This is a genomic window from Arthrobacter sp. EPSL27 (assembly GCF_001512305.1).
GTDB lineage: Bacteria > Actinomycetota > Actinomycetes > Actinomycetales > Micrococcaceae > Arthrobacter.
This window is the reverse complement of record NZ_LNUT01000003.1, coordinates 218,786-243,358: the sequence shown is the minus strand read 5'-3', so window position 1 is coordinate 243,358 and position 24,573 is coordinate 218,786. Positions and strand designations below refer to the sequence as shown.

21 protein-coding genes are annotated in these 24,573 nt (G+C 68.7%); 6 read left to right on the top strand and 15 right to left on the bottom strand.

Annotation, left to right across the window (positions count from 1 at the left end; genetic code table 11):
• Window positions 1–114: 114 nt before the first annotated feature.
• Complete coding sequence (locus AR539_RS03185) at window positions 115–1,104, bottom strand: IS481 family transposase (protein WP_066432485.1); 990 nt, start codon at window positions 1,102–1,104, stop codon at window positions 115–117.
• 424 nt (window positions 1,105–1,528) lie between these two features.
• Here AR539_RS03185 and AR539_RS03180 point away from each other — a divergent pair, with 424 nt between their 5' ends.
• Window positions 1,529–2,452, top strand: coding sequence for an IS110 family transposase (locus AR539_RS03180; protein WP_066432484.1), 924 nt, complete (start codon window positions 1,529–1,531; stop codon window positions 2,450–2,452).
• 466 nt (window positions 2,453–2,918) lie between these two features.
• Window positions 2,919–3,995 carry a DNA integrity scanning diadenylate cyclase DisA gene (gene disA, locus AR539_RS03175; RefSeq protein WP_066432483.1) on the top strand — a complete coding sequence of 359 codons (1,077 nt, stop codon included), beginning with the start codon at window positions 2,919–2,921 and terminating at the stop codon, window positions 3,993–3,995.
• Between the two features lie 22 nt (window positions 3,996–4,017).
• On the opposite strand, the gene AR539_RS03170 is transcribed toward disA, so the two are convergent.
• Window positions 4,018–4,791: a hypothetical protein gene (locus tag AR539_RS03170; RefSeq protein ID WP_331457464.1), complete on the bottom strand. Its 774-nt coding sequence runs from the start codon at window positions 4,789–4,791 to the stop codon at window positions 4,018–4,020.
• Between the two features lie 258 nt (window positions 4,792–5,049).
• Between AR539_RS03170 and AR539_RS03165 the strand changes: the two genes are divergently transcribed.
• On the top strand, window positions 5,050–5,886 hold the full coding sequence (locus tag AR539_RS03165) for an A/G-specific adenine glycosylase (RefSeq protein ID WP_331457463.1): 837 nt from the start codon (window positions 5,050–5,052) through the stop codon (window positions 5,884–5,886).
• A 27-nt stretch (window positions 5,887–5,913) separates the two neighbouring features.
• Here AR539_RS03165 and dhaM read toward each other — a convergent pair whose 3' ends face one another.
• The 9 genes from dhaM to lysS all read right to left on the bottom strand — a co-directional run bounded on the left by dhaM (window position 5,914) and on the right by lysS (window position 16,656).
• Entirely contained in the window at window positions 5,914–6,588 is a 675-nt protein-coding gene (gene dhaM / locus AR539_RS03160) for a dihydroxyacetone kinase phosphoryl donor subunit DhaM (protein ID WP_066432479.1), read from the bottom strand.
• Window positions 6,585–7,211, bottom strand: a complete 627-nt coding sequence (gene dhaL, locus AR539_RS03155) for a dihydroxyacetone kinase subunit DhaL (RefSeq protein WP_066432477.1) — start codon at window positions 7,209–7,211, stop codon at window positions 6,585–6,587. Before dhaL ends, dhaM begins: the two co-directional genes overlap by 4 nt.
• Window positions 7,212–7,213: 2 nt before the next feature.
• Window positions 7,214–8,215: a dihydroxyacetone kinase subunit DhaK gene (gene dhaK, locus AR539_RS03150; protein WP_066432475.1), complete on the bottom strand. Its 1,002-nt coding sequence runs from the start codon at window positions 8,213–8,215 to the stop codon at window positions 7,214–7,216.
• Window positions 8,216–8,702: 487 nt separating this feature from the next.
• The gene (locus tag AR539_RS03145) at window positions 8,703–9,212 is read right to left on the bottom strand and encodes an amino-acid N-acetyltransferase (RefSeq protein WP_066432473.1); all 510 of its coding nucleotides are present in this window, start codon (window positions 9,210–9,212) and stop codon (window positions 8,703–8,705) included.
• Window positions 9,213–9,372: 160 nt separating this feature from the next.
• Entirely contained in the window at window positions 9,373–11,532 is a 2,160-nt protein-coding gene (locus tag AR539_RS03140; protein ID WP_197410539.1) for a S9 family peptidase, read from the bottom strand.
• Window positions 11,533–11,670: 138 nt separating this feature from the next.
• Window positions 11,671–14,163, bottom strand: a complete 2,493-nt coding sequence (locus AR539_RS03135; RefSeq protein WP_066432469.1) for an ATP-dependent Clp protease ATP-binding subunit — start codon at window positions 14,161–14,163, stop codon at window positions 11,671–11,673.
• Window positions 14,164–14,467: 304 nt separating this feature from the next.
• A complete protein-coding gene (locus AR539_RS03130) occupies window positions 14,468–14,794 on the bottom strand; it encodes a histone-like nucleoid-structuring protein Lsr2 (protein WP_066432468.1) in 327 nt (108 codons plus the stop codon).
• 138 nt (window positions 14,795–14,932) lie between these two features.
• Window positions 14,933–15,121, bottom strand: coding sequence for a hypothetical protein (locus AR539_RS03125; RefSeq protein WP_066432467.1), 189 nt, complete (start codon window positions 15,119–15,121; stop codon window positions 14,933–14,935).
• Window positions 15,122–15,123: 2 nt separating this feature from the next.
• Window positions 15,124–16,656, bottom strand: a complete 1,533-nt coding sequence (lysS, locus tag AR539_RS03120; RefSeq protein WP_066433085.1) for a lysine--tRNA ligase — start codon at window positions 16,654–16,656, stop codon at window positions 15,124–15,126.
• A 261-nt stretch (window positions 16,657–16,917) separates the two neighbouring features.
• Here lysS and AR539_RS03115 point away from each other — a divergent pair, with 261 nt between their 5' ends.
• From AR539_RS03115 to AR539_RS03105, 3 genes are all read left to right on the top strand, one after another.
• Window positions 16,918–17,712 carry an alpha/beta fold hydrolase gene (locus tag AR539_RS03115; protein ID WP_231728468.1) on the top strand — a complete coding sequence of 265 codons (795 nt, stop codon included), beginning with the start codon at window positions 16,918–16,920 and terminating at the stop codon, window positions 17,710–17,712.
• Between the two features lie 47 nt (window positions 17,713–17,759).
• The gene (locus tag AR539_RS03110) at window positions 17,760–18,386 is read left to right on the top strand and encodes a thymidine kinase (RefSeq protein WP_066432466.1); all 627 of its coding nucleotides are present in this window, start codon (window positions 17,760–17,762) and stop codon (window positions 18,384–18,386) included.
• A 61-nt stretch (window positions 18,387–18,447) separates the two neighbouring features.
• A complete protein-coding gene (locus AR539_RS03105; RefSeq protein WP_066432462.1) occupies window positions 18,448–19,281 on the top strand; it encodes an alpha/beta fold hydrolase in 834 nt (277 codons plus the stop codon).
• Between the two features lie 101 nt (window positions 19,282–19,382).
• On the opposite strand, the gene AR539_RS03100 is transcribed toward AR539_RS03105, so the two are convergent.
• The 4 genes from AR539_RS03100 to AR539_RS03085 form a co-directional block, all read right to left on the bottom strand.
• Window positions 19,383–20,870, bottom strand: a complete 1,488-nt coding sequence (locus AR539_RS03100; protein WP_066432461.1) for an MDR family MFS transporter — start codon at window positions 20,868–20,870, stop codon at window positions 19,383–19,385.
• 191 nt (window positions 20,871–21,061) lie between these two features.
• Window positions 21,062–21,961 (bottom strand): pantoate--beta-alanine ligase, encoded by a 900-nt coding sequence (gene panC / locus AR539_RS03095; protein ID WP_066432460.1) that lies wholly within the window; start codon window positions 21,959–21,961, stop codon window positions 21,062–21,064.
• A 14-nt stretch (window positions 21,962–21,975) separates the two neighbouring features.
• A complete protein-coding gene (locus tag AR539_RS03090) occupies window positions 21,976–22,884 on the bottom strand; it encodes a Rossmann-like and DUF2520 domain-containing protein (protein ID WP_066432458.1) in 909 nt (302 codons plus the stop codon).
• Window positions 22,877–24,553: a PH domain-containing protein gene (locus AR539_RS03085; protein ID WP_066432456.1), complete on the bottom strand. Its 1,677-nt coding sequence runs from the start codon at window positions 24,551–24,553 to the stop codon at window positions 22,877–22,879. Before AR539_RS03085 ends, AR539_RS03090 begins: the two co-directional genes overlap by 8 nt.
• Window positions 24,554–24,573 lie beyond the last annotated feature (20 nt).

The window sequence follows — 24,573 nt, the reverse complement described above, 5'->3', positions numbered from 1 at the left end:
CAGCAGCCGGATAACCAGCTCCACCCACAAGGCTCAGCCGAAAACCTGCACTATACGCAAGCCGGCAGCCGGCAGGGATCCCTAGCGGCTCGAGCCGAGAACCCGTATCAACAGCTAGCTGTACTGCCCAGGCAGGTTGGTTAAGCGGCTGATGGGCGGGTGGCCTCCGATTGCGGTGTGGGGCCTGTGGTGATTGTAGTGGTGAAGCCATGCCGGAAGGGCGTTTCTGCGGGCTGATTCCGAGGCGTAGAAGCGCTTGAATGCCCACCCGTCGGCGAGGGTTCGGTGGAAGCGTTCGATCTTTCCGTTGGTCTGCGGGCGATAGGGCCGGGTCTTCTTTGCCTTGATGTCCAGCTCGCGGCAGGTGTCACGCCAGAGGTGGGATTTGTAGGCCGATCCGTTGTCGGAGAGAACCCGCTCGACGGTGACGCCGCGGGCGGCAAACCAGGACACTGCACGCCTCAGCACTCCGACTGCGGTGGCCGCTGTTTCGTCGCCGTGGATCTCTGCATAGGCGACCCGGGAGTGGTCGTCGATGACCGTGTGGACGTAGGCCGTGCCGATGACCGGGTGGCTGCGGCTGCCCGTTCTGGCTGGTGTCGTTGCACGGTTCCGGTGGCCCAGTTGCTTGCCGACGTAGCGCCAGCCGCCCCCGTTCGGGATGTTGCCGAGTTTCTTCACATCGACGTGGATCATCGCTCCGGGAATCTCATGCTCGTAGCGGCGGATGACTTCCCCGGTGCGCTTGTCCACATGATGTAGGCGGTTCAGCCGGCACCGGACCAGGACGGCGTGAACGGTCGATGCCGGCATGGCCAGCTTCGCTCCGATCGCGACCGGCCCCAGCCGTTGCTTCCAGCGTAAGTGCACGACCTTGCGCACGAGCTGCTGCGGCGTCCGGTTCGTCACCCGGTGAGGGCGCGAGGATCTATCCGCCATGCCGGCCTCACCCATCGCGGCGTAGCGGGCAGCCCATCGTTTGGCCGTCGGCCAGGAACAGTTGAACTGTTCGGCAGCCCGCGTAACCGGCCAGCCGTGGTCAACGATCAAACGCGCAACGCGTAAACGTTGGCGTGGAGTCAATGCAGCATTAGCGTGGGACATTGAGGACCTCCTGGTCGCCTCAGCGGTTGTCTAAGCAACTCCACTGTGCAACCGGAGGTCCTCACCTTTAGGTCAACGACTCCAGCGAGTCATCACATTCACCGAACCAACGTCCCTGGGCAGTACAGCTAGACGATATGACGTGAGGGGTCAGGGCCCTGCCGCGTTCGGGACCGGCCATTATCGCCGGGCGGTCCCTGCAGCGCCGGCTTTGGTCTATTCGGTGGCCCGTCTGCGTGGGCGGCGCTGCGGGCCTTGATCCCGGCGGTGATGTCCTGTGTCCCGGACGGGGCGAGATGACGGCAAGAGGCCGGGGCCTTCTGTTTCACAGGGTCCGTGGGTTGCCATTGACGGATCCCTTGGCCTTGCGGCTTCTTGGGGATGCAATGGTAGTGCCACATGCGAAGTTTGGGAGGTCCCGGCTATGTTTGAGCATACTTTCATTGGTCTGGATGTTCACGCGGTCAACGTCGTAGGCCACGCGCTGAACCCGGACACCGGAGAAATCAACAAGCACACCATGGGCGCTGACCCGGCCATGGTGCTGGAGTGGATTCGCCGGTTAGAGGCGCCGGTCAAGGTCGTCTACGAATCCGGCCCCACCGGGTTCGTCCTGGCCCGGTACCTGCGGGCCGCGGGAATCGACTGCGTGATCGCGGCGTCCTCGAAACTGCTCCGCGCACCCGGGGACCGGATCAAGACCGACCGGCGTGACGCCCGGGCGCTGGCCGAAATGCTCGCGGTCGGTTCAGTCACCGAGGTTCGGATCCCGGACCCGGAGGAAGAGGCCCTCAGGGACCTGTCCAGGCTCCGCTCGGGCACGGCCAAGGACCTCGCGCACGCCCGCCAGCACGTGAACGCCATCCTGCTGCGCCACGGCATCCGCTACCCCAACGAGACCAGGTGGACAAAGGAACACGGCCTCTGGCTGCACCGCCAACGCTTCACCGAACCGGCACTGCAATTCACCTACGAGACCGACGTCGAGCAGGCTGAACTCCTCGCCGGACACCTTAAGAGGATCGATAGGCAGGTCGCCGCCACGGCCGCGGCCTGCCGCTACACCTCCGTGATTGAGGCATTGATGTGCCTGCGTGGCATCCGCATCACGACCGCGTTCGGTCTCGCGGCGGAAATCGGGGACTGGACCCGCTTCACCGGTTCATCGATCGGCTCCTACCTCGGGCTGGTCCCCAGCGAGAACTCCTCCGGCCAATCCCGCCACCAAGGACCCATCACCAAAGCCGGCAACACTTACGCCCGCAAACCGCCACCCCACATCGACCCCCACCAAACACCCCGCCGCAACCACTACTTCCACCCCCAACACCACAACACCGCAGCGTGATTAGGCTGTGTCCATTCAACCCGGATTCATAATTCGGCGTCAGGACCGCCGGGATCAGTTGTCTTTTCGCGGCCATGAGCCTGCGCCGGCAGCGTCAGGGTCTGACCCGGGCCTTCGACTACCCGCAGCGCACGGTTGCAGCCGTACCGGACCGGGCCGGGCCGGGCCGGGCCGGGCCGGGCCGGGCCGGGCCGGGCCGGGCCGGCGGAATCATGGGGGCAAAAGTGCGGTTTGGGAACGGCCCCGCGGGAGCAGTCCGGAAGCGTCCGGTGGAACGTCGCAGTGGGCCACTTTGGGGCTTGTCCGTGCGGAAGTTGGCCTGCTTTACCTCTACTATGGTGAGAGCGGGGAACCGAGTACTTTTGATCCTGCCGGCACCACTGGTAAAACACGGGTAAAACACCGGAAGACCACTGGCAACCGGTGCACTTGCAGGCTGATGCCCGCACCTTTGAAGGGAATGTCTATGGCTCGGAGCCCTGAAGACGCACTCAAGGCGACTCTGGGCCGGGTGGCACCGGGTACCGCCCTCCGCGACGGCCTGGAGCGCATCCTCCGCGGGCGGACGGGCGCGCTGATCGTGCTGGGCATGGACCGGACCATCGAATCCATCTGCTCCGGCGGCTTCGAGATCGGGATCGATTTCTCTCCCACCCGGCTGCGCGAACTGGCCAAAATGGACGGCGCCATCATCTGCGACAAGGACGCGAGCAACATCCTGCGCGCGGCCGTCCAGCTGGTGCCCGACTCCAGCATCGAAACCCAGGAATCCGGCACCCGGCACCGCACGGCCGAGCGGGTGGCCATCCAGACCGGCGTCCCGGTGATTTCGGTCAGCCAGTCCATGCAGATCATCGCCCTCTACGTGAACGGGCTGCGGCACGTCCTGGAGGGCTCGGAGAAGGTCCTGGCCCGCGCCAACCAGGCCCTGGCCACCCTGGAACGCTACCGCTCCCGCCTCGACCAGGTGACCAGTTCCCTGTCCGCGCTGGAAATCGAGGCCATGGTGACGGTCCGCGATGTAGCCGTGACCCTGCAGCGCCAGGAGATGGTCCGGCGGATTTCCGAGGAAATCTCGCAGTATGTGCTGGAGCTCGGCGAGGACGGCCGGCTGCTTTCCCTCCAGCTCGACGAGCTGACCGTCGGCCGGGGCCCCGGCAGCGACGTGATCATCCGCGACTACTCCGGCCCGGATGCTTCCGCCGAGGACATTGACCGTGCAGTGAAAGCACTGGTGAACCTCGGCCCCACGGAGCTTATCGACCTCGGCAAGATCGCAGGGATCGTCGGCTTCGCCGGGGGCGAGGCCAACCTGGACGCTGTGGTCCAGCCGCGCGGCTACCGGCTGCTTTCCGGCCTGAAGGCGGTGCCGAAGGCCGTCGCCGACCGCCTGGTGGACCACTTCGGCGGGCTCCAGTTCCTAATGGCCGCCACGATCGATGACCTCATGACGGTCGACGGCATCGGCGACCAGCGCGCCAGGACGGTCCGGGAGGGCCTGAGCCGGATGGCCGAGGCAAGCCTGCTGGACCGCTTCCTCTGATTCCCTGTCAGTTAATTGCCGGTCAGTCGAGCTGGAAGACGGCCTTGGGGCTGGTCTTGTCCGCCAGCCGTGCGGTGAACACGTAGTACGCCCCGCCCGCCCCGGGCTTGGCGTCGATCGGGGTGCAGCCCTGGACCGTGCGGTTGCGCTGCCACGGGAAGTTTGCGGTTTCACTCTGGCCCGGTGCGATGGTCTTTACCAGGTCGGTGGCGTCCGCCTGGCAGTCCGTGGAGGAAAAGATCCGGTCCGAGCCGCTGGTGACCAGGAATTCCATCTGCGACGTCCCCATATTGATCTCGCACGGGACCCGGTTGCCGTTGGTCACCTTCAGCGTGAGGAGGGGATTCTCACCGGCCGCATAGACAGTCTTGTCCGTCGCTGCGGTCACGGTCACGAGGTTCCGCTCGCAGCCGTTGCCCTCCGGCGTGGCCGACGGGGTGGCCGAAGGGGATGCTGTGGGTTGCGGGCCGACGGCGGGTCCCGATTCCTGCCCGGCGGGTGACGTTACCCCGCCCGAGCCGGACTGGCCGCCGTTGAGGACGCTGGAGACGGCGGCGAATCCGCCGATGGCTACGGCGATGACCAGGAGCAGGGCGGCGCCCACGAACAGCCGGCGGCGGCGGTAGACGGGGCTCACCGGCTTCCGGAAAGGTTTGCGGGCCGGCTTGCGGGCAGGCTGGGGCGCCGGCTTGCGCGGGGGCTTGCCTGCCGACGGGCCGGAGGGGCTGCGGCCTGCGGCGGACCCGCTGCCGGATGCCCTCGACCCGCGGGATCCTGAATTCTCATGCGTGCCCATCCTTCTAGGCTAGAGAACCGGGCCGGGTATGCGGCCCTCCCACGCCGCAGGCGGACTGTGGCCCTCATCTATTAGGCTGAATCCATCAAAGCTCCCGCCGTTGCCCCCGCTTCCCCTTCCCCCGCCGCTGCCGCGCGCCGCCCGGCGGACCAGCCCGCTCCCCTGCCGCTGCCCGCCATCCACGAGGCCCTGGCCGACTGGTTTGCCGCGAACGCCCGCGATCTCCCGTGGCGGGATGCCGACTGCACGCCGTGGGGCGTGCTGGTGAGCGAGGTCATGCTGCAGCAGACACCGGTGGTGCGCGTCCAGCCCGTCTGGGAGGAGTGGCTGCGGCGCTGGCCGGAGCCGTCCGACCTGGCCCGGGAGCCCGCCGGTGAGGCCGTCCGCGCCTGGGGCCGGCTGGGGTATCCCCGGCGCGCGCTCCGGCTGCACGCGGCCGCCGGCGCCATCTGCGCGGACCACGGCGGGAACGTCCCCGGAACGTACGCGGAACTGCTGGAGCTGCCGGGAGTGGGGAGCTACACCGCGGCCGCTGTCGCCGCCTTCGCCTTCGGACGCCGGGAAACGGTGGTGGACACCAATATCCGCCGGGTGCACGCACGCCTGTTCTCCGGCGCCGCCCTCCCGTCGCCGGCGCTGACGGCTGCGGAGATGCGCCTGGCCGCGGAGTCGCTGCCTGCCGGGCCCGGCCCGTCGGTCCGGTGGAACGCCGCCGTCATGGAACTCGGCGCCCTGGTCTGCACGGCGCGATCGCCGAAGTGCCGGGAATGCCCGGTCAGCGCCTCCTGCGCCTGGCTGGCAGCCGGCGAGCCGCCGCCCACGTACACGCCGAAGGGGCAGTCCTGGCACGGCACGGACCGCCAGGTGCGCGGTGCCGTCATGGCGGTGCTCCGGGAGGCCGAGTCGCCGGTGGCCGCGGAGCTGTTCCGGCAGCCGGCAACGGACCTTGGCTTCGAACCGGCCGGGATCGGCATTCCGCTGGCCGCCCTGCACCGGCTCAACCCCGCTCCGGAACAGCTGGAGCGGGCGTTGGCGGGCCTGCTGGGCGACGGGCTGGCGGAGCTGCACCCCGCAGGGTTCCGGCTTCCCGCCTGATCCTGCCGCTTTGGGGCGGGTGCGGGCCTACGGTTCGCCGAAGCCCCCCGTGATCAGTCCGCGCAAATAGTCCACAGCCTTTGCGGCGTCCGGGCCGCTCGCCTCAACGTGCAGCACCGTGCCCTTGACTGCGCCGAGCATCATCAGCTCCGTCATCGACGCGCCGTCGGCGCCGTTGATGGTCACCTCGGCGTCCATCCCGGACAGCCCGCCGGCGATTTTCGCTGCCGGGCGGGCGTGCATGCCGGCCTGGTTGACGAGCTCGAAGTCCCCCGTGGCCTCCGCGGCCAGGTGCCCGTGCGGGTGGGCGGGCGCGGCCGGCGGCCGGTAAACAGCCTCCGCCGCTTCCTTGACGGCCGCGGCGTCCGCACCGGTCTGGGCGGCCACGGCCGCCGCAACCAGCCCTTCGATGAGGGGCGCATCGGCGAGCAGCACGGAGGCGGGGTCCGCCAGGAATTCCACGGCGGATTCGGCCGTCATCACGGCCGACCCCAGGTCCGTCAGGACCACGGTGCCGTCCGCGTTGGCGTCCCCCGCCTGTTCCAGCGCCGCCATGACCCGCTCGAGGCTGGTGCCGATCCGGCCGTCGTCGGTGCCGCCCGCCGCGAGGATCAGGACGTCGGGGGCCATCTGGGCCGCCAGCTCGACGGCGCCGTCGGCGATTTTTTCACTATGGGAGACGACGACGAGCTTGACCGTCATCCGGCTGCCCCGACGGCGGCCCGCAGGATCAGCGCAGTGGACACCGCACCGGGATCCCGGTGGCCGATGCTCCGCTCCCCCAGATAACTGGCGCGTCCCTTTCGGGCGAGCATGGGGTCCGTGGAAACAGCACCGGCCTCCGCAGCCTCCGCGGCGGCGGCCAGGACCTTGTGCACATCGCTGTTCCCGGCGGCGGCAACAGCCGCGTCGACGGCCGGCGTCCAGGCGTCAACCATCGTTTTGTCGCCGGATTCCGCCTTGCCGCGGGCCACAATGCCGTCCCTGGCGGCCTGGAACGCCGCGGCGAGGGTGGCGGCGTCGATGTCATCCGCGTCGCCCAGCGCCGTGGCAGCCCTGAGGAACGCGGTGCCGTAGAGCGGGCCGGCGGCCCCGCCGACCTTGGACATCAGGGTCATCGCGGTCATTTTGAGCGCCGCGCCCGCCGTCTCCGGCGGCGCCTCCGCAATCTTGACCATCACGGCCTTGAAGCCGCGGTCCATGTTCTCGCCGTGGTCCGAGTCGCCGATCGGCCGGTCCAGTTCGATGAGCTCTTCGCGGTGCTCCGCCATGGCCTCGGCGGAGAGAGCCAGCCACCGCAGTGCCCACTGGACATCCAGCCCCACGGTCAGACGCCCCAGCGGAGGGCCGGGGTGTGGACCGGCGCATCCCAGAGCGCCGTCATCTCATCATCGAGGCGCAGGACGGTGATGGAGCAGCCCTGCATTTCGAGGGAGGTGATGTAGTTGCCCACCAGCGAGCGCGCCACGGTGATGCCCTTCCCGGCCAGCTGCTGCGCCGCCCGGCGGTAAACGATGTAGAGCTCGCTCTGCGGGGTGCCGCCCATGCCGTTGACGAACAGGAGCACCTTGTCCCCGGAGGCCAGGCCCAGGTCACTGACCACCGGCTCCAGCAGGCGGTCGGTGATGCCGTCCGCGTTCTCCATGGCAATGCGGTGCCGGCCGGGCTCGCCGTGGATGCCGATCCCGATCTCAATTTCGTTTTCCTCAAGGACAAAGCTTGGCGCCCCGGCGTGCGGGACGGTGCAGGCCGTCAGCGCGACGCCCATGCTGCGCACGTTCTGGTTGACCCGGTCGCCGACGGCGGCCACGGCGTCCAGGCTGTCCCCGCGTTCGGCGGCGGCGCCGGCGATCTTCTCCACCAGAACCGTTCCGCCGACGCCCCGGCGCCCGGCGGTGTACAGCGAATCCTCCACGGCGACGTCGTCGTTGACCAGCACGGTGCGGACCTCCACGCCTTCGGCCTGGGCAAGCTCCGCGGCGGTCTCGAAGTTGAGCACGTCGCCGGTGTAGTTCTTCACGATATGTACGACGCCGGCGCCTGAGTTGACGGCGAGGGTGGCCGGAAGGATCTGGTCCGGCGTGGGCGAGGTGAAGACAGCGCCCGGCACCGCGGCGTCGAGCATTCCCATACCGACGTAGCCGCCGTGCAGCGGCTCGTGGCCGCTGCCGCCGCCGGAGACGAGCCCGACCTTCCCGGCCACCGGCGCGTCTTTGCGCACGATGTAGGCGGGGTCCGCAGAGACGGTCACGAGGTCGGCATGGGCAAGCCCGAAACCCTCCACTGACTCGTCGACCACGGCGCGGGGATCATTGATGAGTTTCTTCATGGCTGTGCTCCCTGGATGGTGTCCTGGCTGCTTGCTTAGACCCTACTACCGGGGCCCTGCCAGCGGTAGGCTCCGGTTTTCCAACCTCTCACGCCGAACTTGGGGTTCCCTCGGACCGCCATCGACCCCTGGTCCGGCGCCCCTCAGCGTGTTTATCCGCCCGGCGGGAAGCTCGGCCAGGCGTCGCTGCCCAGCCAGGAGAACGGCGGGGCGTCGAGGCGGCCCGGGCTGGTTCCGGCCCCCGGGCCCGGATGGGGCTGATGGACCGGCGCCGGGCCTGCCGGCGGTTCTATCCGGTCACCGGGCACCCGGGTGCCAGCAGCCGGTGCTGCAACGGTCATTTGGAATGCAGAGAAATCTGGAAAAATCGCGTGATCGTGCAATTTCTTGCCTCCGGACGTTGGGCGGTCCACCCCCTGGACCGGAGCCAGTTTATCCATCAAGTTTATTGATGGGAAGGCCCGGGTTGCCCTATCAGGGGCACCCCTCAGAGGACCTTGATCATCCGGGTATTGCCGAGGGTGTTGGGTTTGACCCGGGCCAGGTCCAGGAATTCGGCCACGCCTTCGTCATGGGAGCGAAGGAGTTCCGAATAGACCACAGGGTCGACGGCGGTCTGGTCGGCCATGACCTCAAACCCGTGCTTCTTGAAAAAGTCCACCTCAAACGTCAGGCAGAACACGCGGGAGACGCCCAGGGCGCGGGCTTCCTCCAACAGCCGCTCCACCAGCAGGTGGCCCACGCCCTTCCCGCGCCAGGCGTCCGACGCCGCGAGCGTGCGCACTTCGGCGAGGTCCTCCCACATAACGTGCAGCGCTCCGCAGCCGATCACTTCACCCTCGGGTGACTCGGCGATCCGGAACTCCTGCAGGCTTTCGTAGTAGGCCACTGTTTCCTTGGCCATGAGAATCCGCTGGTCGGCCAGGGGCGCCACCAGGGTTTTGATCGCCCCGACGTCGCTGGTGCGGGCGGGGCGGATGCGGATTGTCTCAGTCACAGCCCAATCCTAGTGGGGGCCGGTCGTCCCTCCGAATGAGGATTGGGCGGGGTGACTGACGCACAAGGCGGAGGAGGCTGGGACATTTACGTAGCGTGCGTCTAAGCGAGGAACGAGCGAGCACGCGGTAAATGTCCCAGCCTCCGAGCCGAAGGCGAACCTAGAGACCCAGTTCCGCCGGGACCGGCAGGTCCTTGTCGAGCAGGTTCCTGGCGAGGAAGTGCTCCACGACGCCGTACCAGACCTTGGCGTGCTGGGGCTGCAGGATCCAGTGGTTCTCGTCCGGGAAGTAGAGGAAGCGGTGCTCGGTCTCACCGTTTTCGTCCGCGGCCAGCTGCGACTTGGATAGGAGTTCGTACCAGAGGCGCAGGCCCTCGCCGATCGGCACGCGGTAGTCCTTGTCGCCGTGGATGACGAGCATGGGGGTGCTGATGTTCTCCACGTGCAGGTGCGGGGAGTTCGCCAGCGCCATGTCCGCCGTCATTTCCTTGAGCCAGTACTGCGCGGCGTCCGTGGTGGGGCCGAACTGGTCCAGGGCCCACAGGCTGGCGTGGGTGACGATTGCCTTGAACCGGCCGGTCTGGCCGGCCACCCAGTTGGCCATGTAGCCGCCGAACGAGCCGCCCATGGCAGCCGTGCGGGTCTCGTCGATGTCCGGCCGCTGCACCACGGCGTCGGTGATGGCCATAAGGTCTGTGAAGGGGGCTTTGCCCCATTCGCCCCAGCCGCGCTGGATGTGGTGCTGGCCGTAGCCGGTGGACAGTGCCGGGTCCGGCAGCAGCACGGCGTAGCCGCGGGCCACCAGCAGCCACGGGTTCCAGCGCCACGTCCAGGCGTTCCACGAGCCCAAGGGGCCGCCGTGGATCCAGAGCAGCAGCGGTGCCGGGTTTCCTGCGGAGGCACCTTCGGGCAGTGCCAGGTAGGCCGGCACGCGGGTCCCGTCGGCCGCCGCCGTCTCCACCCGCTCCAGTGAGCCCTGGTAGCGGGGACGCTCTGCGGGGGCGGGGAGCCGGACCACGCCGCCGCCGGCGAGGTCGATCCGCACCGCTTCGGCTGGGAACTCGTAGGAGCTGCGCAGCGCGTAGGCGGTTTTTCCGTCCGGGGCGACCACCACGTCGGTGTAGGCGGCGGCGTCCGGGGTCAGCCGGACCACCTGCCCGGTTCCCCCGTCTGCGCCGGTTGCCCCGTCTGCGCCGGTTGCCGCGTCTGCGCCCACGCTGATCCGGAAGACCGGGGAGGCGCCGTCCTCGTCGGCGGTGACCAGCACGGCCGAGCCGTCCGGGAGCCACGCGGCAGGCCGCGGCCAGCGGTCCCAGTCGTGCGCGAGGGGCGTCAGGGCGGAGCCGCTGGCGGGCACGTTACCGGACACGTCCAGCAGGTGCAGCTTGACCTGCGGTGCGGCCGCCGGGGCGGTGTCGCTCTCGCTCATAACCACCAGGGTCCGGTTGTCCGGGCTGACGGGGCCGGGGAAGTAGCTCATGCCGTCGGTGTCCAGCAGGACCCTGCGGGTGCCGGTGGCGACGTCGATCGCGACCAGGACGGACCGGGAATCGGCGCGGGCCAGCGGCTTGCTGAAGCTGGTGTAGATGGTGGCCCCGTCCGGGCTGACCACGGCGTCCGCGTCGCGGAGCCCGCTGCCGGCGTCGGGCGTGAGGTTGCGGAGCGCGAGCGGCGCCGCGGCGTCCACGGTTGCGGGCTTGCCGGGTTCCGGCTCCGGTCCCGGCTCGACGGCGAAGAGCCTCGGCTGGGCGGGGCCCAGGTCAGCGTCCCAGTAGCGGACGGGGTAGCCGCTGTGCAGGATGGCGGCGACTTTGTTGTCCTTGCGCGCCTTGCGGCGTTCCTCGTCGCTGTCCTCGTCCGTCGATCCCGCCAGCACCGAGGCGTTGACGAAGAGGGCGCCGGTGTCCTTGGCGGCCAGGAGCCCGCTGACTCCGCCGGCGCGGGTGAGCACCACGCGTGCCTCGCCGCCGTCCGCGGGCAGCATCCACAACGCGTTCACGGGGTCCGCGTCGGAGGTTTCCGGGTCGGGGCGGGCGGAGGTGAAGTACAGGTCGCCGTTGGCGGCGAACAAAGCACCCGCCTCGCCTTTCGCGCTGCGGGTAATCCGCCGGGCCTGTTTGTGCCCTTCCGGGTCCAGCTCCCACAGGGCGGTGCCGTACTCGGTGCCTTTGGCGTTGAGGGTGGCCACCGTGGTGACCAGCCGCCTGCCGTCGGGACTCAGCGCCAGGCCGCTGACACGCGGGATGGCGAGGTAGTGGTCCAGGTCGTGGAAGGGTGTTTCTGGGTTTTCGCTCAAGGTCTCTGAATCGGTGGAAGACATGCACCGATTCAACACCTCCTGTGCAGTGGATCACACCGATTTCACCGACAGTGAAACACTGCTTTCACACTGTTGGCGGCGGCCGCACAGCAAAGGCCCCGCCTTCCCTTCCGGGAAGACGGGGCCTTGCGGCAGAACTTAGACGCTCGGGGCGATCTCCGGGATGCGCGGCTTCGCGTTGCCGGCGAAGGTGAACTTGGCGTCGTCGCCTTCGCCGTCCACATCCACCACAACAATGTCGCCGGCGTGGAGTTCGCCGAAGAGGATCTTCTCGGAGAGCTGGTCCTCGATCTCGCGCTGGATGGTCCGGCGCAGCGGCCGGGCACCCATGGCGGGGTCGTAGCCGCGGGTCGCCAGGAGAACCTTGGCCGCGGGCGTGAGCTCGATGCCCATGTCCTTGTCCTTGAGGCGCTTCTCCAGGCGGGCCACGAACATGTCCACGATCTCGATGATCTCGTCCTGGGTCAGCTGCGGGAAGACCACAACGTCGTCAACACGGTTCAGGAACTCGGGGCGGAAGTGCTGCTTGAGCTCCTCCGTGACGCGGGCCCGCATCCGGTTGTAGCCGGTCTGCGTGTCCGTGCCGGACTGGAAGCCGGTGGCAACACTCTTGGAGATGTCCCGGGTGCCGAGGTTGGTGGTCATGATGATCACGGTGTTCTTGAAGTCCACCACGCGGCCCTGGGAGTCGGTCAGTCGGCCGTCTTCCAGGATCTGCAGCAGCGAGTTGAAGAGGTCGGCGTGCGCCTTCTCCACTTCGTCGAACAGGACCACGGAGAACGGACGGCGGCGGACCTTCTCGGTCAGCTGCCCGCCTTCCTCGTAGCCCACGTAGCCCGGAGGGGCACCGAAGAGCCGCGACACCGTGTGCTTCTCCGAATACTCGGACATGTCCAGGGTGATCAGGGCGTCTTCCTCACCGAAGAGGAATTCGGCCAGCGCCTTGGCGAGTTCGGTCTTGCCGACGCCGGTGGGGCCCGCGAAGATGAACGAACCGCCCGGACGCTTGGGGTCCTTCAGGCCGGCACGGGTGCGGCGGATCGCCTGGGACAGGGACTTGATGGCCTCGTCCTGGCCGACGACGCGCTTGTGCAGCTCGTCTTCCATCTTCAGCAGGCGCGAGGATTCTTCCTCGGTCAGCTTGAAGACCGGGATGCCGGTGGAGTTCGCCAACACTTCGGCGATCAGGTCCTCGTCAACCTCGGAGATGTCGTCCATGCCGCCGGTCTTCCACTGGCGTTCCTTCTCGGCACGCTCGGCAATGAGCTTCTGCTCCTTGTCGCGCAGCGAGGCGGCACCTTCGAAGTCCTGCGCGTCAATCGCGGATTCCTTCTCCAGCTTCATGGCGGCGATCTTCTCGTCCATGACCTTGAGCTCCGGCGGGGCGGTCATCCGGCGGATGCGCAGCCGTGCGCCGGCCTCATCGATCAGGTCGATCGCCTTGTCCGGCAGGAAGCGGTCCGAGATGTAGCGTTCGGAGAGGCTGGCCGCCGAGGCGAGGGCGCCGTCGGTGATGGTGACGCGGTGGTGCGCCTCGTACCGGTCGCGGAGGCCCTTGAGGATCTCAATCGCGTGGGCGACGGAGGGCTCCTTGACCTGGATCGGCTGGAAACGGCGTTCCAGGGCAGCATCCTTCTCGATGTGCTTGCGGTACTCGTCCAGCGTGGTGGCGCCAATGGTCTGGAGCTCGCCGCGGGCCAGCATGGGCTTCAGGATCGACGCGGCGTCGATTGCACCTTCGGCGGCACCGGCACCCACCAGGGTGTGGATCTCATCGATGAACAGGATGATGTCGCCGCGGGTGCGGATCTCCTTGAGGACTTTCTTGAGGCGCTCTTCGAAGTCACCGCGGTAGCGGGAGCCTGCCACGAGGGACCCGAGGTCCAGCGTGTACAGCTGCTTGTCCTTGATGGTTTCCGGAACGTCGCCGCGGACAATCGCCTGGGCGAGGCCTTCGACGACGGCGGTCTTGCCAACGCCGGGCTCGCCGATCAGCACGGGGTTGTTCTTGGTGCGGCGGGACAGGACCTGCATGACGCGTTCCATCTCGGATTCGCGTCCGATGACGGGGTCCAGCTTGTTCTCGCGCGCGGCCTGGGTCAGGTTGCGGCCGAACTGGTCCAGGACGACGGAACCGGCAGGAGTGCCTTCGGCCTGGCCGGCGCCCACGCCTGCTCCGGAAGTTTCCTTGCCCTGGTAGCCCGAAAGCAGCTGGATGACCTGCTGGCGGACACGGTTGAGGTCAGCGCCGAGCTTGACCAGTACCTGGGCGGCTACACCTTCACCCTCGCGGATGAGGCCGAGCAGGATGTGCTCCGTGCCGATGTAGTTGTGTCCCAGCTGCAGGGCCTCGCGGAGCGAGAGCTCCAGAACCTTCTTGGCGCGCGGGGTGAAGGGGATGTGCCCGGACGGGGCCTGCTGGCCCTGGCCGATGATCTCCTGCACCTGTTCGCGGACGCCGTCGAGCGAAATGCTCAAGGACTCAAGGGCTTTGGCCGCAACACCTTCACCTTCATGGATCAGACCCAAGAGGATGTGTTCGGTACCAATGTAATTGTGGTTCAGCATGCGTGCCTCTTCTTGGGCAAGCACAACTACGCGACGGGCACGGTCCGTAAATCGCTCAAACATTTCGCCACACTCCTAGCTACGACGTACTTTGAATGCTACGTGGCCGGGTTCCAGATTTGGGGCTTGTTCGCCACAGGGGAAACCGGCACCCCTTGCGGGCGTTCCGTCAGCGTCCCGGCCGCGCGTGCGGCGGCCCGGCGGCGGTGTCCGGATACGGACCGCTGGAACCCCGGGCGGCATCCCGGCGGGCGGCCGCCGGAAACACTCCAGGCGCCCATGACAATGCCCCCGCCGGGCAGCGGGGGCATTGAGTGTCATTGCGTTCGGGGGCCGCGTCCCGGACGCGGCACTCCTGGCGCGCAGGCTAGGAATTGGCCTTTTGGTAGGCTTCCTGAATTTCGGCCTGAATGCGGCCGCGGCTGTTTACTGCGTACCCGTTATCGCGGGCCCACTGCCGGATCTGGGCGGAGTCCTGATTCCGGCCGGAGGAAATCTTGGTGCGCGTCGCGCGGCCGCTGGACGTCTTGCGCGCGTGGGCGACAAAACGCTCGACGGCGGAGCGGAGTTCCGCTGCGTTCCCCGATGACAGGTCGATTTCGTAGCTGACGCCGTCAAGGCCGAACCGGACGGTCTCGTCCGCGGTTCCCCCATCCAGATCATCGACGAGGATGATTTTTACTTTCTGTGCCATTAAAGACTCTCTTTCCAAATGGATGAGTTTTTTGGGAAAAGCAGGATGTATCTGGTTAAAAGTATCCTCTGCTTTATGGCAACGAGTCAAAGCGAAAAAGAGTTTCCAAAGGAAAACCCAAGGCGGAATAGTCCGCTATTAGTTCTGGCCGTTGGAATGGCCGTCGCGGCGGGGAGTTTCCGCCGCGGGGGCATTTCCTTCGGCTTCCGCCTGGGCGCGCGCCTCGGCCTGGCGCTCCGATTTGTCGGCGTTGAATATCGATTTCATGGCGAACCAGAAGATCAGGCCCACCACGACGGAGGGCAGCAATACCGCGATGTACTCCATGGTCAGTGCCCCTCGGGCTTCAGCAGCGGGAAGAGGATGGTTTCGCGGATGCCGGCGCCGGTGAACAGCATGACCAGCCGGTCGATGCCCAAGCCGATCCCGCCCATGGGCGGGGCGCCGTATTCGAGGGCACGGAGGAAGTCCTCGTCCAGCTGCATGGCCTCGACGTCGCCCGCGGCGGAGCGCCGGGACTGCTCGGTGAGCCGCTCACGCTGGATCACCGGGTCAATAAGTTCGGAGAACGCCGTGCCCCGCTCCATACCGCCAATGATCAGGTCCCAGGCCTCGATCAGCCGGCCGTCCTCGCGGTGCTGGCGCGCCAGCGGCTGCGCGGAGGGCGGGTAGTCGTAGACGAAGGTGGGGTTCAGCAGGGTCGGCTCCACGAGCTCGCCGAAGAGTTCCACCGCAAGCTTCTCGGCGTCCCAGCCGGCGTCCACCTTCACCTCGTGCTTGGCGGCCAGCGCCAGCAGCTCCTCGGCGGGGGTGTCCGGTGTGACTTCCTGGCCCACAAAGTCGGACAGGCCCGGGTAAACCGCCATCCAGGCCCAGTCGCCGTCGAGGTTGATCTCCCCGGCTTCGGTCTGCAGCACGCGGCCCACGCCGGCTGCGTCCGCAGCGTCGAGGATGATCTCCTTGATCCGGTCGGCCATCACGAACTGGTCGGCCCAGGCCTCATAGCTTTCCAGGGTGGTGAATTCCGGGCTGTGCGTGGAGTCCACGCCCTCATTGCGGAAAACGCGGCCCATGTCGTAGACACGGTCGATGCCGCCGACGACGGTGCGCTTGAGGTACAGCTCGGTGGCGATCCGCAGGGTCATCTTCTGGTCAAACGCGTTCATGTGCGTCTCGAAGGGGCGGGCCGTGGCGCCGCCGTGGACCAGCTGCAGCATGGGGGTCTCCACCTCCACGTAGCCCTGGCGGTGCAGGGTCTCGCGGATGGACCGTGTGATGGCGGCGCGGGTGTACACCATTTCGCGGGCTTCGTCGCGGACGATCAGGTCCACGTAGCGCTGGCGGACGCGGGTCTCCTCATTGAGCCCGGCATGCAGCACCGGCAGCGGCCGCAGCGCCTTGGACGCCATGGACCAGGACTCGGCCATGACGGACAGTTCACCGCGGCGGGAGGAGATGACCTCGCCCTTGATGAAGACGTGGTCGCCCAGGTCCACCAAAGCCTTCCAGTCGGCGAGCGCTTCCTCGCCGACGTTGGCCAGGCTGAGCATGACCTGGAGCCGGACGGCCTTGCCGTCGACACCGCCCTCCTGGAGGGTGGCGAAGCACAGCTTGCCGGTGTTGCGGATGAAGACGATGCGGCCGGTCACGCCGACGACGGCGCCGGTGGTTTCGTCAGCCTGCAGGTGCGCGTACTTTTCGCGGATTTCGCTGAGGGAGTGTGTGCGTTCAACACCCACCGGATACGCCTCGACGCCGCGCTCGATCAGCTTGGCGCGCTTTTCCATGCGGATGCGCGTCTGTTCGCTGGCGTCGTGGGAGTCGGCGGCGGTGTGCGGGGCGGAGGTGTTTTGGGAAGTCACAATCCCCAAGTTTACCGGGGATTCCCCCGGGGCAGGTCCCGCCCGCCCTGACTCCCACGAACCCGGCACCAGGAACCTGGCGCGGCGGAATAGACTCAAGGCTGTGGAGACGCGGACCATCAGCACCGACGACGGCGAGGGGCACCTGGAGCTGCACTCCTTCCGCCCTGCTGCTGGCCCGGCGGCCGGCCCTGCCCGTGACACTGCACCGCCACAGTCCCCGCCCCGGGCGCGGGCAGCGGAGGCGCCCGGGATCGCGTCGTGCATGGAACCCTGGTCACCGACGCGCTGTACCGCCCGTTTGCGCGGAAGATCAGCCGCCTCCTGAACCGCCCGGTGCACTGCTACAACCGGCGCGGACGGGCCGGGTCCTCCCCGCAGCCGGCCGGCTATTCGGCGGCCGCGGAGGTCAGTGACCTCGCCGCCGTGCTGCGGGAAACAGGGTCGACCGACGTGGTGGCCCACAGTTATGGCGGCTTTGTGGCCCTGCAGGCGGCCCGGACGGTGCCGATCCGCCGGATGGTGACCTACGACGCGGCCGTGTCCCTCTCCGGCAACCTCACCCGGCGCTGGCGGCCCGAGCTGGAGCGTTCGGTGGCCGCGGGCCAGCTCGATGAGGCCTGGGCGCACCTGGTCCAGGGCCTTGAGACGGCCGGGCCCGTGTCCAAACTTCCGCTGGGCGCGCTGCGGATGCTCAGCATCGTCTCGGCGCGCACCAGCGTCGGCGCCGAAATGCGTGAGCTGCTGCCCACCGCCGTCGCGGAGATGCGGGCCGTGCTGGACGCCGACGCCGACCTCGCCGACTTTGCGTCCGTGACCACCCCCACGCTGATGCTGAGCGGCGGGTGGAGTCCCGAGCACTTCGCCGAAACCGGCCGGCAGCTCGCCGCCGCTGTCCCGTCCATCGAGTTCGCGGTCCTCCCGGGGCAGCTCCACGAGAGCCCGCTCCGGCCCGGGATCCGGCTGCCCCGGGCCGCAGCCCGGTTCCTCCTCGCCGGGGAAGGGACCCTGCGCCCGCTCCCGGCGCGCAGGCACCGGCTGAAGCTGGGCCGCTGAAGGGCGCGCCTTTACAATCGGTGGGCGACCCTTTCGAAAGGACCCCCTTGGCCAAGCTCTACTTCCGCTACGGCGCGATGAACTCCGGCAAGTCGACGGGCCTCCTGCAGGCCGCCTTCAACTATGAGGAACGCGGCCAGCGGGTCTTGCTGGCCAAGCCGGACGTGGACACCAAGGGCGACGCGGACGTCGTGTCACGCCTGGGCATGACCCGTTCGGTGGATTTCCTGATCCCGGCGGGGGCCTCCGCCCGGGACCTGTTCACGGCCCAGGCCCATGGGGATGACCCCGATGCCCTGCTGGAACACGTCGACACCCAGCCAGTGGCGTGCCTGCTGGTGGATGAGGCGCAGTTCCTTGAGCCGGCCCAGGTGGACGACCTGTTCCGGATCGCCGTGCTGGACAACGTTCCGGTGCTGGCCTACGGCATCCGCACGGATTTCCGCACCCGGGCGTTCCCCGGTTCGATGCGGCTGCTGGAGATCGCGCACACCCTCGAAGAGCTCAAGACCATCTGCCGCTGCGGCCGCAAGGCCATCTTCAACACCCGCCGGTCGGGCGACGCGGTGGTGTTCGACGGCGACCAGGTCGCCATCGACGGCCAGGACGTCTGGTACGAGTCGCTGTGCGGCTCCTGCTACCTCGAGGTCTCCGGCGGGCGGCTGGGCGGCTGACCGCCCACGGGCGCCCGGATTCCTACTACGCCGTAGCTGCCGCCTCGGCTAGGCTCGGGGCATGACCCGCGAGAACATCAGAACCCCCGACGGTGGAACGATAGAGCTTTTCAGCACGGGTGCCGAGCTGGCCTCGGCGGGCTCCGGCGTCGTCGTCGTTGCGGCCTCCATGGTGACCGCCGCCGACTACACCCGGTTCGCCCAGAAACTCAGCGCGTCCCTGGGGCGCCCGGTGCACACGTTCAACCGGCGCGGCCGCGGCTCCTCGTCCCCGCAGCCGGAGGACTACACCCTGGACGTGGACATCAAGGACCTGGACGCGGTCATGAAGCACACGTCCAGCACGGACGTTTTCGGGCACAGCTTCGGCGGCGCCGTGGCGCTGCACGCCGCCCGCACCCTCCCGGTGGAGCGCCTGGCCGTATACGACCCCGCCGTCTCCGTGAACCACAGCGTCACCGCGGACTGGACCACGGACTATGAGAAGGCGACGGCGGCCGGGGACGACGACCGCGCCCTCGCCGTCCTGCTCCGGGGCCTGGAAACGGGCAGCGCCCTGTCCCGCATGCCGCTGTCCATGCTGACCCTGGCGAACAAGCTGTCCGCCGGCACCCCGCTGGGCAAGCAGATGCGCGAGCTGATGACCACCGGCGTCCGGGAAATCAAGGCGATTATCGCCGCCGACATGCCGGCCGAGCCGTTCCTGGAACTGCCGCTGGAGACGCTGATCATTGTCGGCGAGAAGAGCCCGGCCTACTTCGGCGTGGCCTGCGCCCAGATCCACGAGGTGCTCTCCGGCTCGAGCTACACCATCCTGCCGGGCATGGGGCACGACGGCGTCAACAAGGCGCCGGACAAGCTCATCTCCGCCCTCAGCGAGTTCTTCGCCAGCTAGCCGCCCCGCAAACAACGCGGGGTCAGTTACCGCCCATCCGGAGGTCCGGGATGGGCGCCAACTGACCCCGCGTTGCTTTGTTTCGTTGTTTTGTTTAATGCTCAGTGGGGTGCGGGACCGGCCGGCTGCTCCACCGCGGCTGTTTTGCGCATCAGGGATGCCAGCACGATGGCCGCGACGGCGATGACGGAGGCCGTGAGGAACGCGGCGTGCATCCCCGCGACCATTCCCGAGCCTGCGGCCACGGCCGCGTAGATCGAGACGAGCAGCGCCGTGCCGGCGGCGCCGGCCACCTGCTGCAGCGTGCTCATGATGGCGGAGCCGTGCGAATACAGGTGCGGCGGCAGCGGGTTCAGCCCGGTGGTGAACGCCGGGGTGAAGATCAGGGCCAGGCCCAGGCTGAGGCCCACGTGCAGCGTGACGATCCAGGCGACGGGGGTGCTCTCGTCCAGCCGGGAGAACTGGAACAGGGCCAGCGCCAGCATGGCTGAGCCGGTGACCGTCAGCGGAAGGGGGCCCACCTTGTCGAAAAGGCGCCCGATGAAGGGGCCCAGCAGCCCCATCGCGAGGCCGCCGGGGAGCAGGGTCAGGCCCGTCTCCAGGGACGTCAGGCCGCGGATCTCCTGAAGGTACAGCGGCAGGAGGATCACGGTGCCGAACAGGGCGATCATGGCCACCACCAGGAGGAGGACGGAGACCGTGAACATCCGGTACGTGAAGGCCCGCAGGTCCAGCAGGGGTGCCTCGGACTTCTGCAGCCGCAGCTGGCGCAGGACAAACGCCACCATGGAAATCGCGCCGACGGCCAGGGCCGCCACCGCGGGAGCACCGGGGCCGCCCTCGCCCTCGCCGATCTGGCTCAGGCCGTAGACAATGCCGCCGAACGCCGGAACGGTCAGCACCACGGACAGGGCGTCGAGCCGGGTTTTTTCCTTTTCGCCGATGTTGGTCAGGTACCGGGCGCCGATGGCGAAGGCGGCCGCCGCGATGGGCAGGACAAAAACGAACAGGAAGCGCCAGGAGAAGTGCTCAAGGATCAGCCCGGACACAGTGGGGCCCATGGCCGGCGCCACCGAGATGGCGATGCTCACGTTGCCCATCACAAAGCCGCGCCGGGTCACGGGGACCAGCGTCAGAATGGTGGTCATCAGCAGAGGCAGCATGATGGCCGTGCCGCCGGCCTGGACGATCCGGGCGAGGAGGAGGACCTCGAAGCCCGGGGCCAGCGCCGCGAGCAGCGTGCCGCCGGAGAACAGGCCCATGGCCAGCATAAAGACAGCGCGGGTGGTCAGCCGCTGCAGGATGAAGCCCGTCGTCGGGATCACCACCGCCATGGTGAGCATGAATCCGGTGGACAGCCACTGCACGGTGGGCGCCGTGACGCCGAGGTCCACCATCAGCCGCTGCAGCGCAACGTTCATGATGGTTTCGTTCAGGATCACCACGAACGTGGCCACCAGCAGGGTGGCGATGACCGTGACCGACTCCCGGGACATCTTCGCCGGCGGCGCGGCCGCCCCGGCGGCGGCCTGGGCAGACCCGGCCTGGGCGGGATCGCCGGGGGACTTTGAAGAGACGTCTGTAGACATAGGGGTTCCCTCGGGGAGTTTTTGAAGTGGGGACGGCGAGCGTCGTCGCTACACAACAGGTGCCAACCAGCGAGGCGCCGCGGTAATTCCCTCCGCTGGAAAACAACGCGGGGTCAGCTACGGTCCATGGAGGGCCTCTTTATGGGCCGTAGGTGACCCCGCGTTGCTTGAAGGGGGCGGTTACCCCGGGGTCAGGAGTCCAGCGGGACGTTGTCGATCAGCCGCACCGGGCCGACCCTGGCCGCAATGAGCGCCAGGGCTTCGCCGCGGAAGGGTGTCTCGCGGCAGTTCTCCGCGAGCGGTTCAAGGGTGCGGGGATCCACCACCTCGAAGTAGTCCAGGTCCACCAGCGGCTGGGACTCGACCAGCGCCCGGGCGGAATCGAGGTCCAGCGGCTGCCGGGCGTTGGCCCGTTCCTCGATGAGCCGGAGCGCCCGCGAGAGGACCAGCGCCGCCTCGCGTTGCTCCGCGGAGAGGAACCGGTTACGGCTGGACAGCGCCAGTCCGTCCGCGGAACGCACGGTGGGCACCGGAACAATCTCCACCGGGAAGTTCAGGTCCGCCACCATGCGCTGGACGAGGGCCAGCTGCTGGGCATCCTTCTGGCCGAAGTACGCCCGGTACGCCGGCACTCCGGTGCCTGCGGCCGCGCCGGGCATCCCGTAGTGCAGCAACTTGGCCACCACGGTCAGGGCGCCGTCGAAGTGTCCGGGCCGGGACGCGCCCTCCCACTTGTCCGCCATCGGCCCGGCGCTGATCCGGACCCGGGGTTCCCCGCCCGGGTAGACCTCGTCCACGTCCGGGGCGAACACCAGGTCCACCCCTGCCGCATCCAGCAGCGCCAGATCAGCCTCCAGCGTGCGGGGGTAGCGCTCCAGGTCCACGGCCTCGCCGAACTGCAGGGGGTTCACGAAGATGCTGGCCACCACCACGTCGTTCTGCCCGACGGCGGTGCGCGCGAGTTCGGCATGCCCCTCATGCAGGGCGCCCATGGTGGGCACCAGGGCCTGGGAGGAGCCGCCCTTCTCTTTGAGCAGCCGGGCGCTTTCGGTCCGGAGCCGGGCCGCGGTGGTCACGAGTTGGATCGCCAAAGTCAGGGCCTTCCTTAAGGTTGCGGGGAGTTGTGGTCCGGGCCCTCGAGCGCCCGCTCGATGTCCTTGAGCTGCTCGGGCTTGAGCAGTCCGCGGTGTTCCGCCCGGTGGGCCGTGGCCCGGGCCATGGCCAGGTAGGCCTCCAGAATATCGCCGCGGGAGCCGCCGTCCTGTTCCCGCAGCGACTCGGCGTGCGCGGCCACGGTGCCGATGTCGCCGCGGGCCACCGGGCCGGTCAGGGCCGATTCACCCGAGGCGAGGGCGTTCTCCAGGGTGGCGCGCAGCAGCGGGCCCAGCATACGTTCGGGGGCCTCGACGCCCACCTCCCGGAGCAGCTGCGACGCCTGCGCCACCAGGGTGACGAGGTGGTTGGAGCCGTGGGCAAGGGCCGCGTGGTAGAGCGTGCGGTCCGCCTCGGCGATGACCACCGGCTCCGCCCCCATCTCCACGACCAGCGCCTGCGCGATGGGCAGCATCGCGGCGTCGGCGGTGACGCCAAAGGTGCAGTCCAGCAGCCGGGTGAGGTCCAGGCTCATGCCGGTGAAGGTCATGGCCGGGTGCAGGGCCAGCGGAACGGCGCCCGCGGCGCGCGCGGGGTGCAGGATTCCGACGCCGAAGCGGCCGGACGTGTGGGCCACAAGCTGTCCGGGCTGCCAGGCGCCCAGCTTCGCCAGCCCCTCGACCAGCGGGCCGAGGGCATCGTCGGGGACGGCGAGGAGCACCAGTTCGGCGCGCTCGACGATGTCCTGCACGTCGAGGACCGGGACGCCGGGCAGCAGGGCCTCCGCGCGTTCGCGGCTTGCGTCCGACACCGCGGAAACTCCGATGATGGCGTGCTCCGCGCCGCGCAGCGCCGCCCCCAGGACGGCGCCGACTTTGCCTGCGCCGACGATTCCGATGCCGAGTCGTCCTGGTTTAGCCATGGGGGCGGTTTTCCTGCCTGTCGGGTGTTTCGGGATGGACCGGTGTTTCGGGGCGGGCCATTGCTTCGGGATGGATGGGTGCTTCGGGGTGGACGGGTGCTTCGGGGCGGGCCGGCTCAGCCGGGGGTGCGGGGAACGCCGGGGACCCGGGGTCCGCGGCCAGCGTCCGGACCTGGGCCAGCCAGTGTTCGCTGGTCTGGCGTTTGCGCGCGGCGCGGGCCCGGGCCGCCTGCGCGTCCAGCAGCGCACGGCCTTCGTCCAGCCCGGCTTGGACCAGCCGCGGGGTGACCGGCCCGGCGGTGGTGTGCAGCACCAAGTCCGCCACGCGGAAGCGCCGTGCCAGGGGCCCCTGCTCCAAAGCCATGGACTGGGTGCGCTGGTGCGGAACCACCACCAGGTGGCGCCACCACCGGCCCGAGCGGATCAGCAGGGCGGTGCCTGTGGCGGTGAAGCCGTTGCGCCGCCAGCCCAGCGGGGCAAGGAGCCGGGCACGCCGCGGGGTGGTGACGAATCCGCCGTCGTCCGCCTCGGGGATTCGCGCCGCCCGAAGTCCCGGTGCCGCGGCCGGGCCGGCAAGGCCGCTGATGCCTGCGCGGAAGGTGGCCACCGGGTCCGGGGTGCCGGGATCGGGCAGGACCAGGGAGAGCATGGTGAGCACGTCGGGGAAGGTCCCCACCGGCAGGAGCGTGGTGCGGGAGCTGCCCTCGCCGTCGCTTCCGGCCGCGCCGTAGCCCGCCACGTTGACCTGGATGCGGTACCAGCCGAAAGCACGCCAGAGGGGCGGCTGGCTGATGCGCAGCGCCTGGATCCGGCCCGGCGGGAGGGTCTGGGCCTGTGTGTCGAGCAGCCCGTAGCGCAGCCGGATGCCGTCCGGGGAAATGGCGGCGGTGAAGTTGTAGCCGCGGTTGATGGAGTTCCAGTAGCCGGCCGCGATGCCCAGCACGGCCGGGATCAGGAAGAGGTAGAAGCTGCGGTTCTCGGTCAGGGCGGACAGTGCCACGGAGACCGCGCCGCCGAGGACAAGGACCAGGCTTTGTTCGCTCAGCACCAGGGACCCGATGAGGCGCCGCGGCGGGACTGTCAGGACGGCGTGCTCGGGCGCCTCGGGAGGCGCCTCCCCGGCGCGTTCGGGGTCCGGGACCAGCCCGGCGGCGCTGGCAAGGATCGCCGCCCGGAGCCGGCGGGCCTCCTCCATGCGGAGGTAGGAGAGCCGCACGGCCGACTCCCCGGCGTCGGCCACCTCGAACTTCAGCTCAGCCAGCCCGAAGATCCTGGCCAGCAGCGGCTGCACAATGTCAATGGCCTGCACGCGGTCCAGCCGGGCCTGACGCTGCTGCCTGAAGAGGAAGCCCGTGTTCAGCCGGACGTAGCCGTCTGCCACCTGGTAACGGGTGAAGTACCAGCTCAGGACGTAGCCGAGGACGGTGAGCAGCAGCACCGCGCCGCCGCCCAGCACCAGCCACGGCGCCCGGCCGGCAAGCTGCTCGTCGACCAGGGGCCCGCCGGCGAGCACGCGCTCGAACGTGTCCCGGAAGAAAAAGAAGGCAATGGCGGCCAACGCCACCCAGCCGCGCACGAACGGCGAGGCGGGGTGCACGCGCAGCCACGCGGCGTCGGGGGCTCCCGGAACGGGCCCGGGCGCTGCCTCCGGGACGGCATCCGGGCTCACCGGAACGCCTTCACTGGACG

What these genes read in the sequence shown, in the direction of transcription:
- AR539_RS03185 (WP_066432485.1), bottom strand. Translation starts at nt 1,104, where the DNA reads ATGTCCCACGCTAATGCTGCATTGACTCCACGCCAACGTTTACGCGTT.
- AR539_RS03180 (WP_066432484.1), top strand. Translation starts at nt 1,529, where the DNA reads ATGTTTGAGCATACTTTCATTGGTCTGGATGTTCACGCGGTCAACGTC.
- disA (WP_066432483.1), top strand. Translation starts at nt 2,919, where the DNA reads ATGGCTCGGAGCCCTGAAGACGCACTCAAGGCGACTCTGGGCCGGGTG.
- AR539_RS03170 (WP_331457464.1), bottom strand. Translation starts at nt 4,791, where the DNA reads ATGGGCACGCATGAGAATTCAGGATCCCGCGGGTCGAGGGCATCCGGC.
- dhaM (WP_066432479.1), bottom strand. Translation starts at nt 6,588, where the DNA reads ATGACGGTCAAGCTCGTCGTCGTCTCCCATAGTGAAAAAATCGCCGAC.
- dhaK (WP_066432475.1), bottom strand. Translation starts at nt 8,215, where the DNA reads ATGAAGAAACTCATCAATGATCCCCGCGCCGTGGTCGACGAGTCAGTG.
- AR539_RS03140 (WP_197410539.1), bottom strand. Translation starts at nt 11,532, where the DNA reads ATGTCTTCCACCGATTCAGAGACCTTGAGCGAAAACCCAGAAACACCC.
- AR539_RS03135 (WP_066432469.1), bottom strand. Translation starts at nt 14,163, where the DNA reads ATGTTTGAGCGATTTACGGACCGTGCCCGTCGCGTAGTTGTGCTTGCC.
- AR539_RS03130 (WP_066432468.1), bottom strand. Translation starts at nt 14,794, where the DNA reads ATGGCACAGAAAGTAAAAATCATCCTCGTCGATGATCTGGATGGGGGA.
- AR539_RS03125 (WP_066432467.1), bottom strand. Translation starts at nt 15,121, where the DNA reads ATGGAGTACATCGCGGTATTGCTGCCCTCCGTCGTGGTGGGCCTGATC.
- AR539_RS03105 (WP_066432462.1), top strand. Translation starts at nt 18,448, where the DNA reads ATGACCCGCGAGAACATCAGAACCCCCGACGGTGGAACGATAGAGCTT.
- AR539_RS03100 (WP_066432461.1), bottom strand. Translation starts at nt 20,870, where the DNA reads ATGTCTACAGACGTCTCTTCAAAGTCCCCCGGCGATCCCGCCCAGGCC.
- AR539_RS03090 (WP_066432458.1), bottom strand. Translation starts at nt 22,884, where the DNA reads ATGGCTAAACCAGGACGACTCGGCATCGGAATCGTCGGCGCAGGCAAA.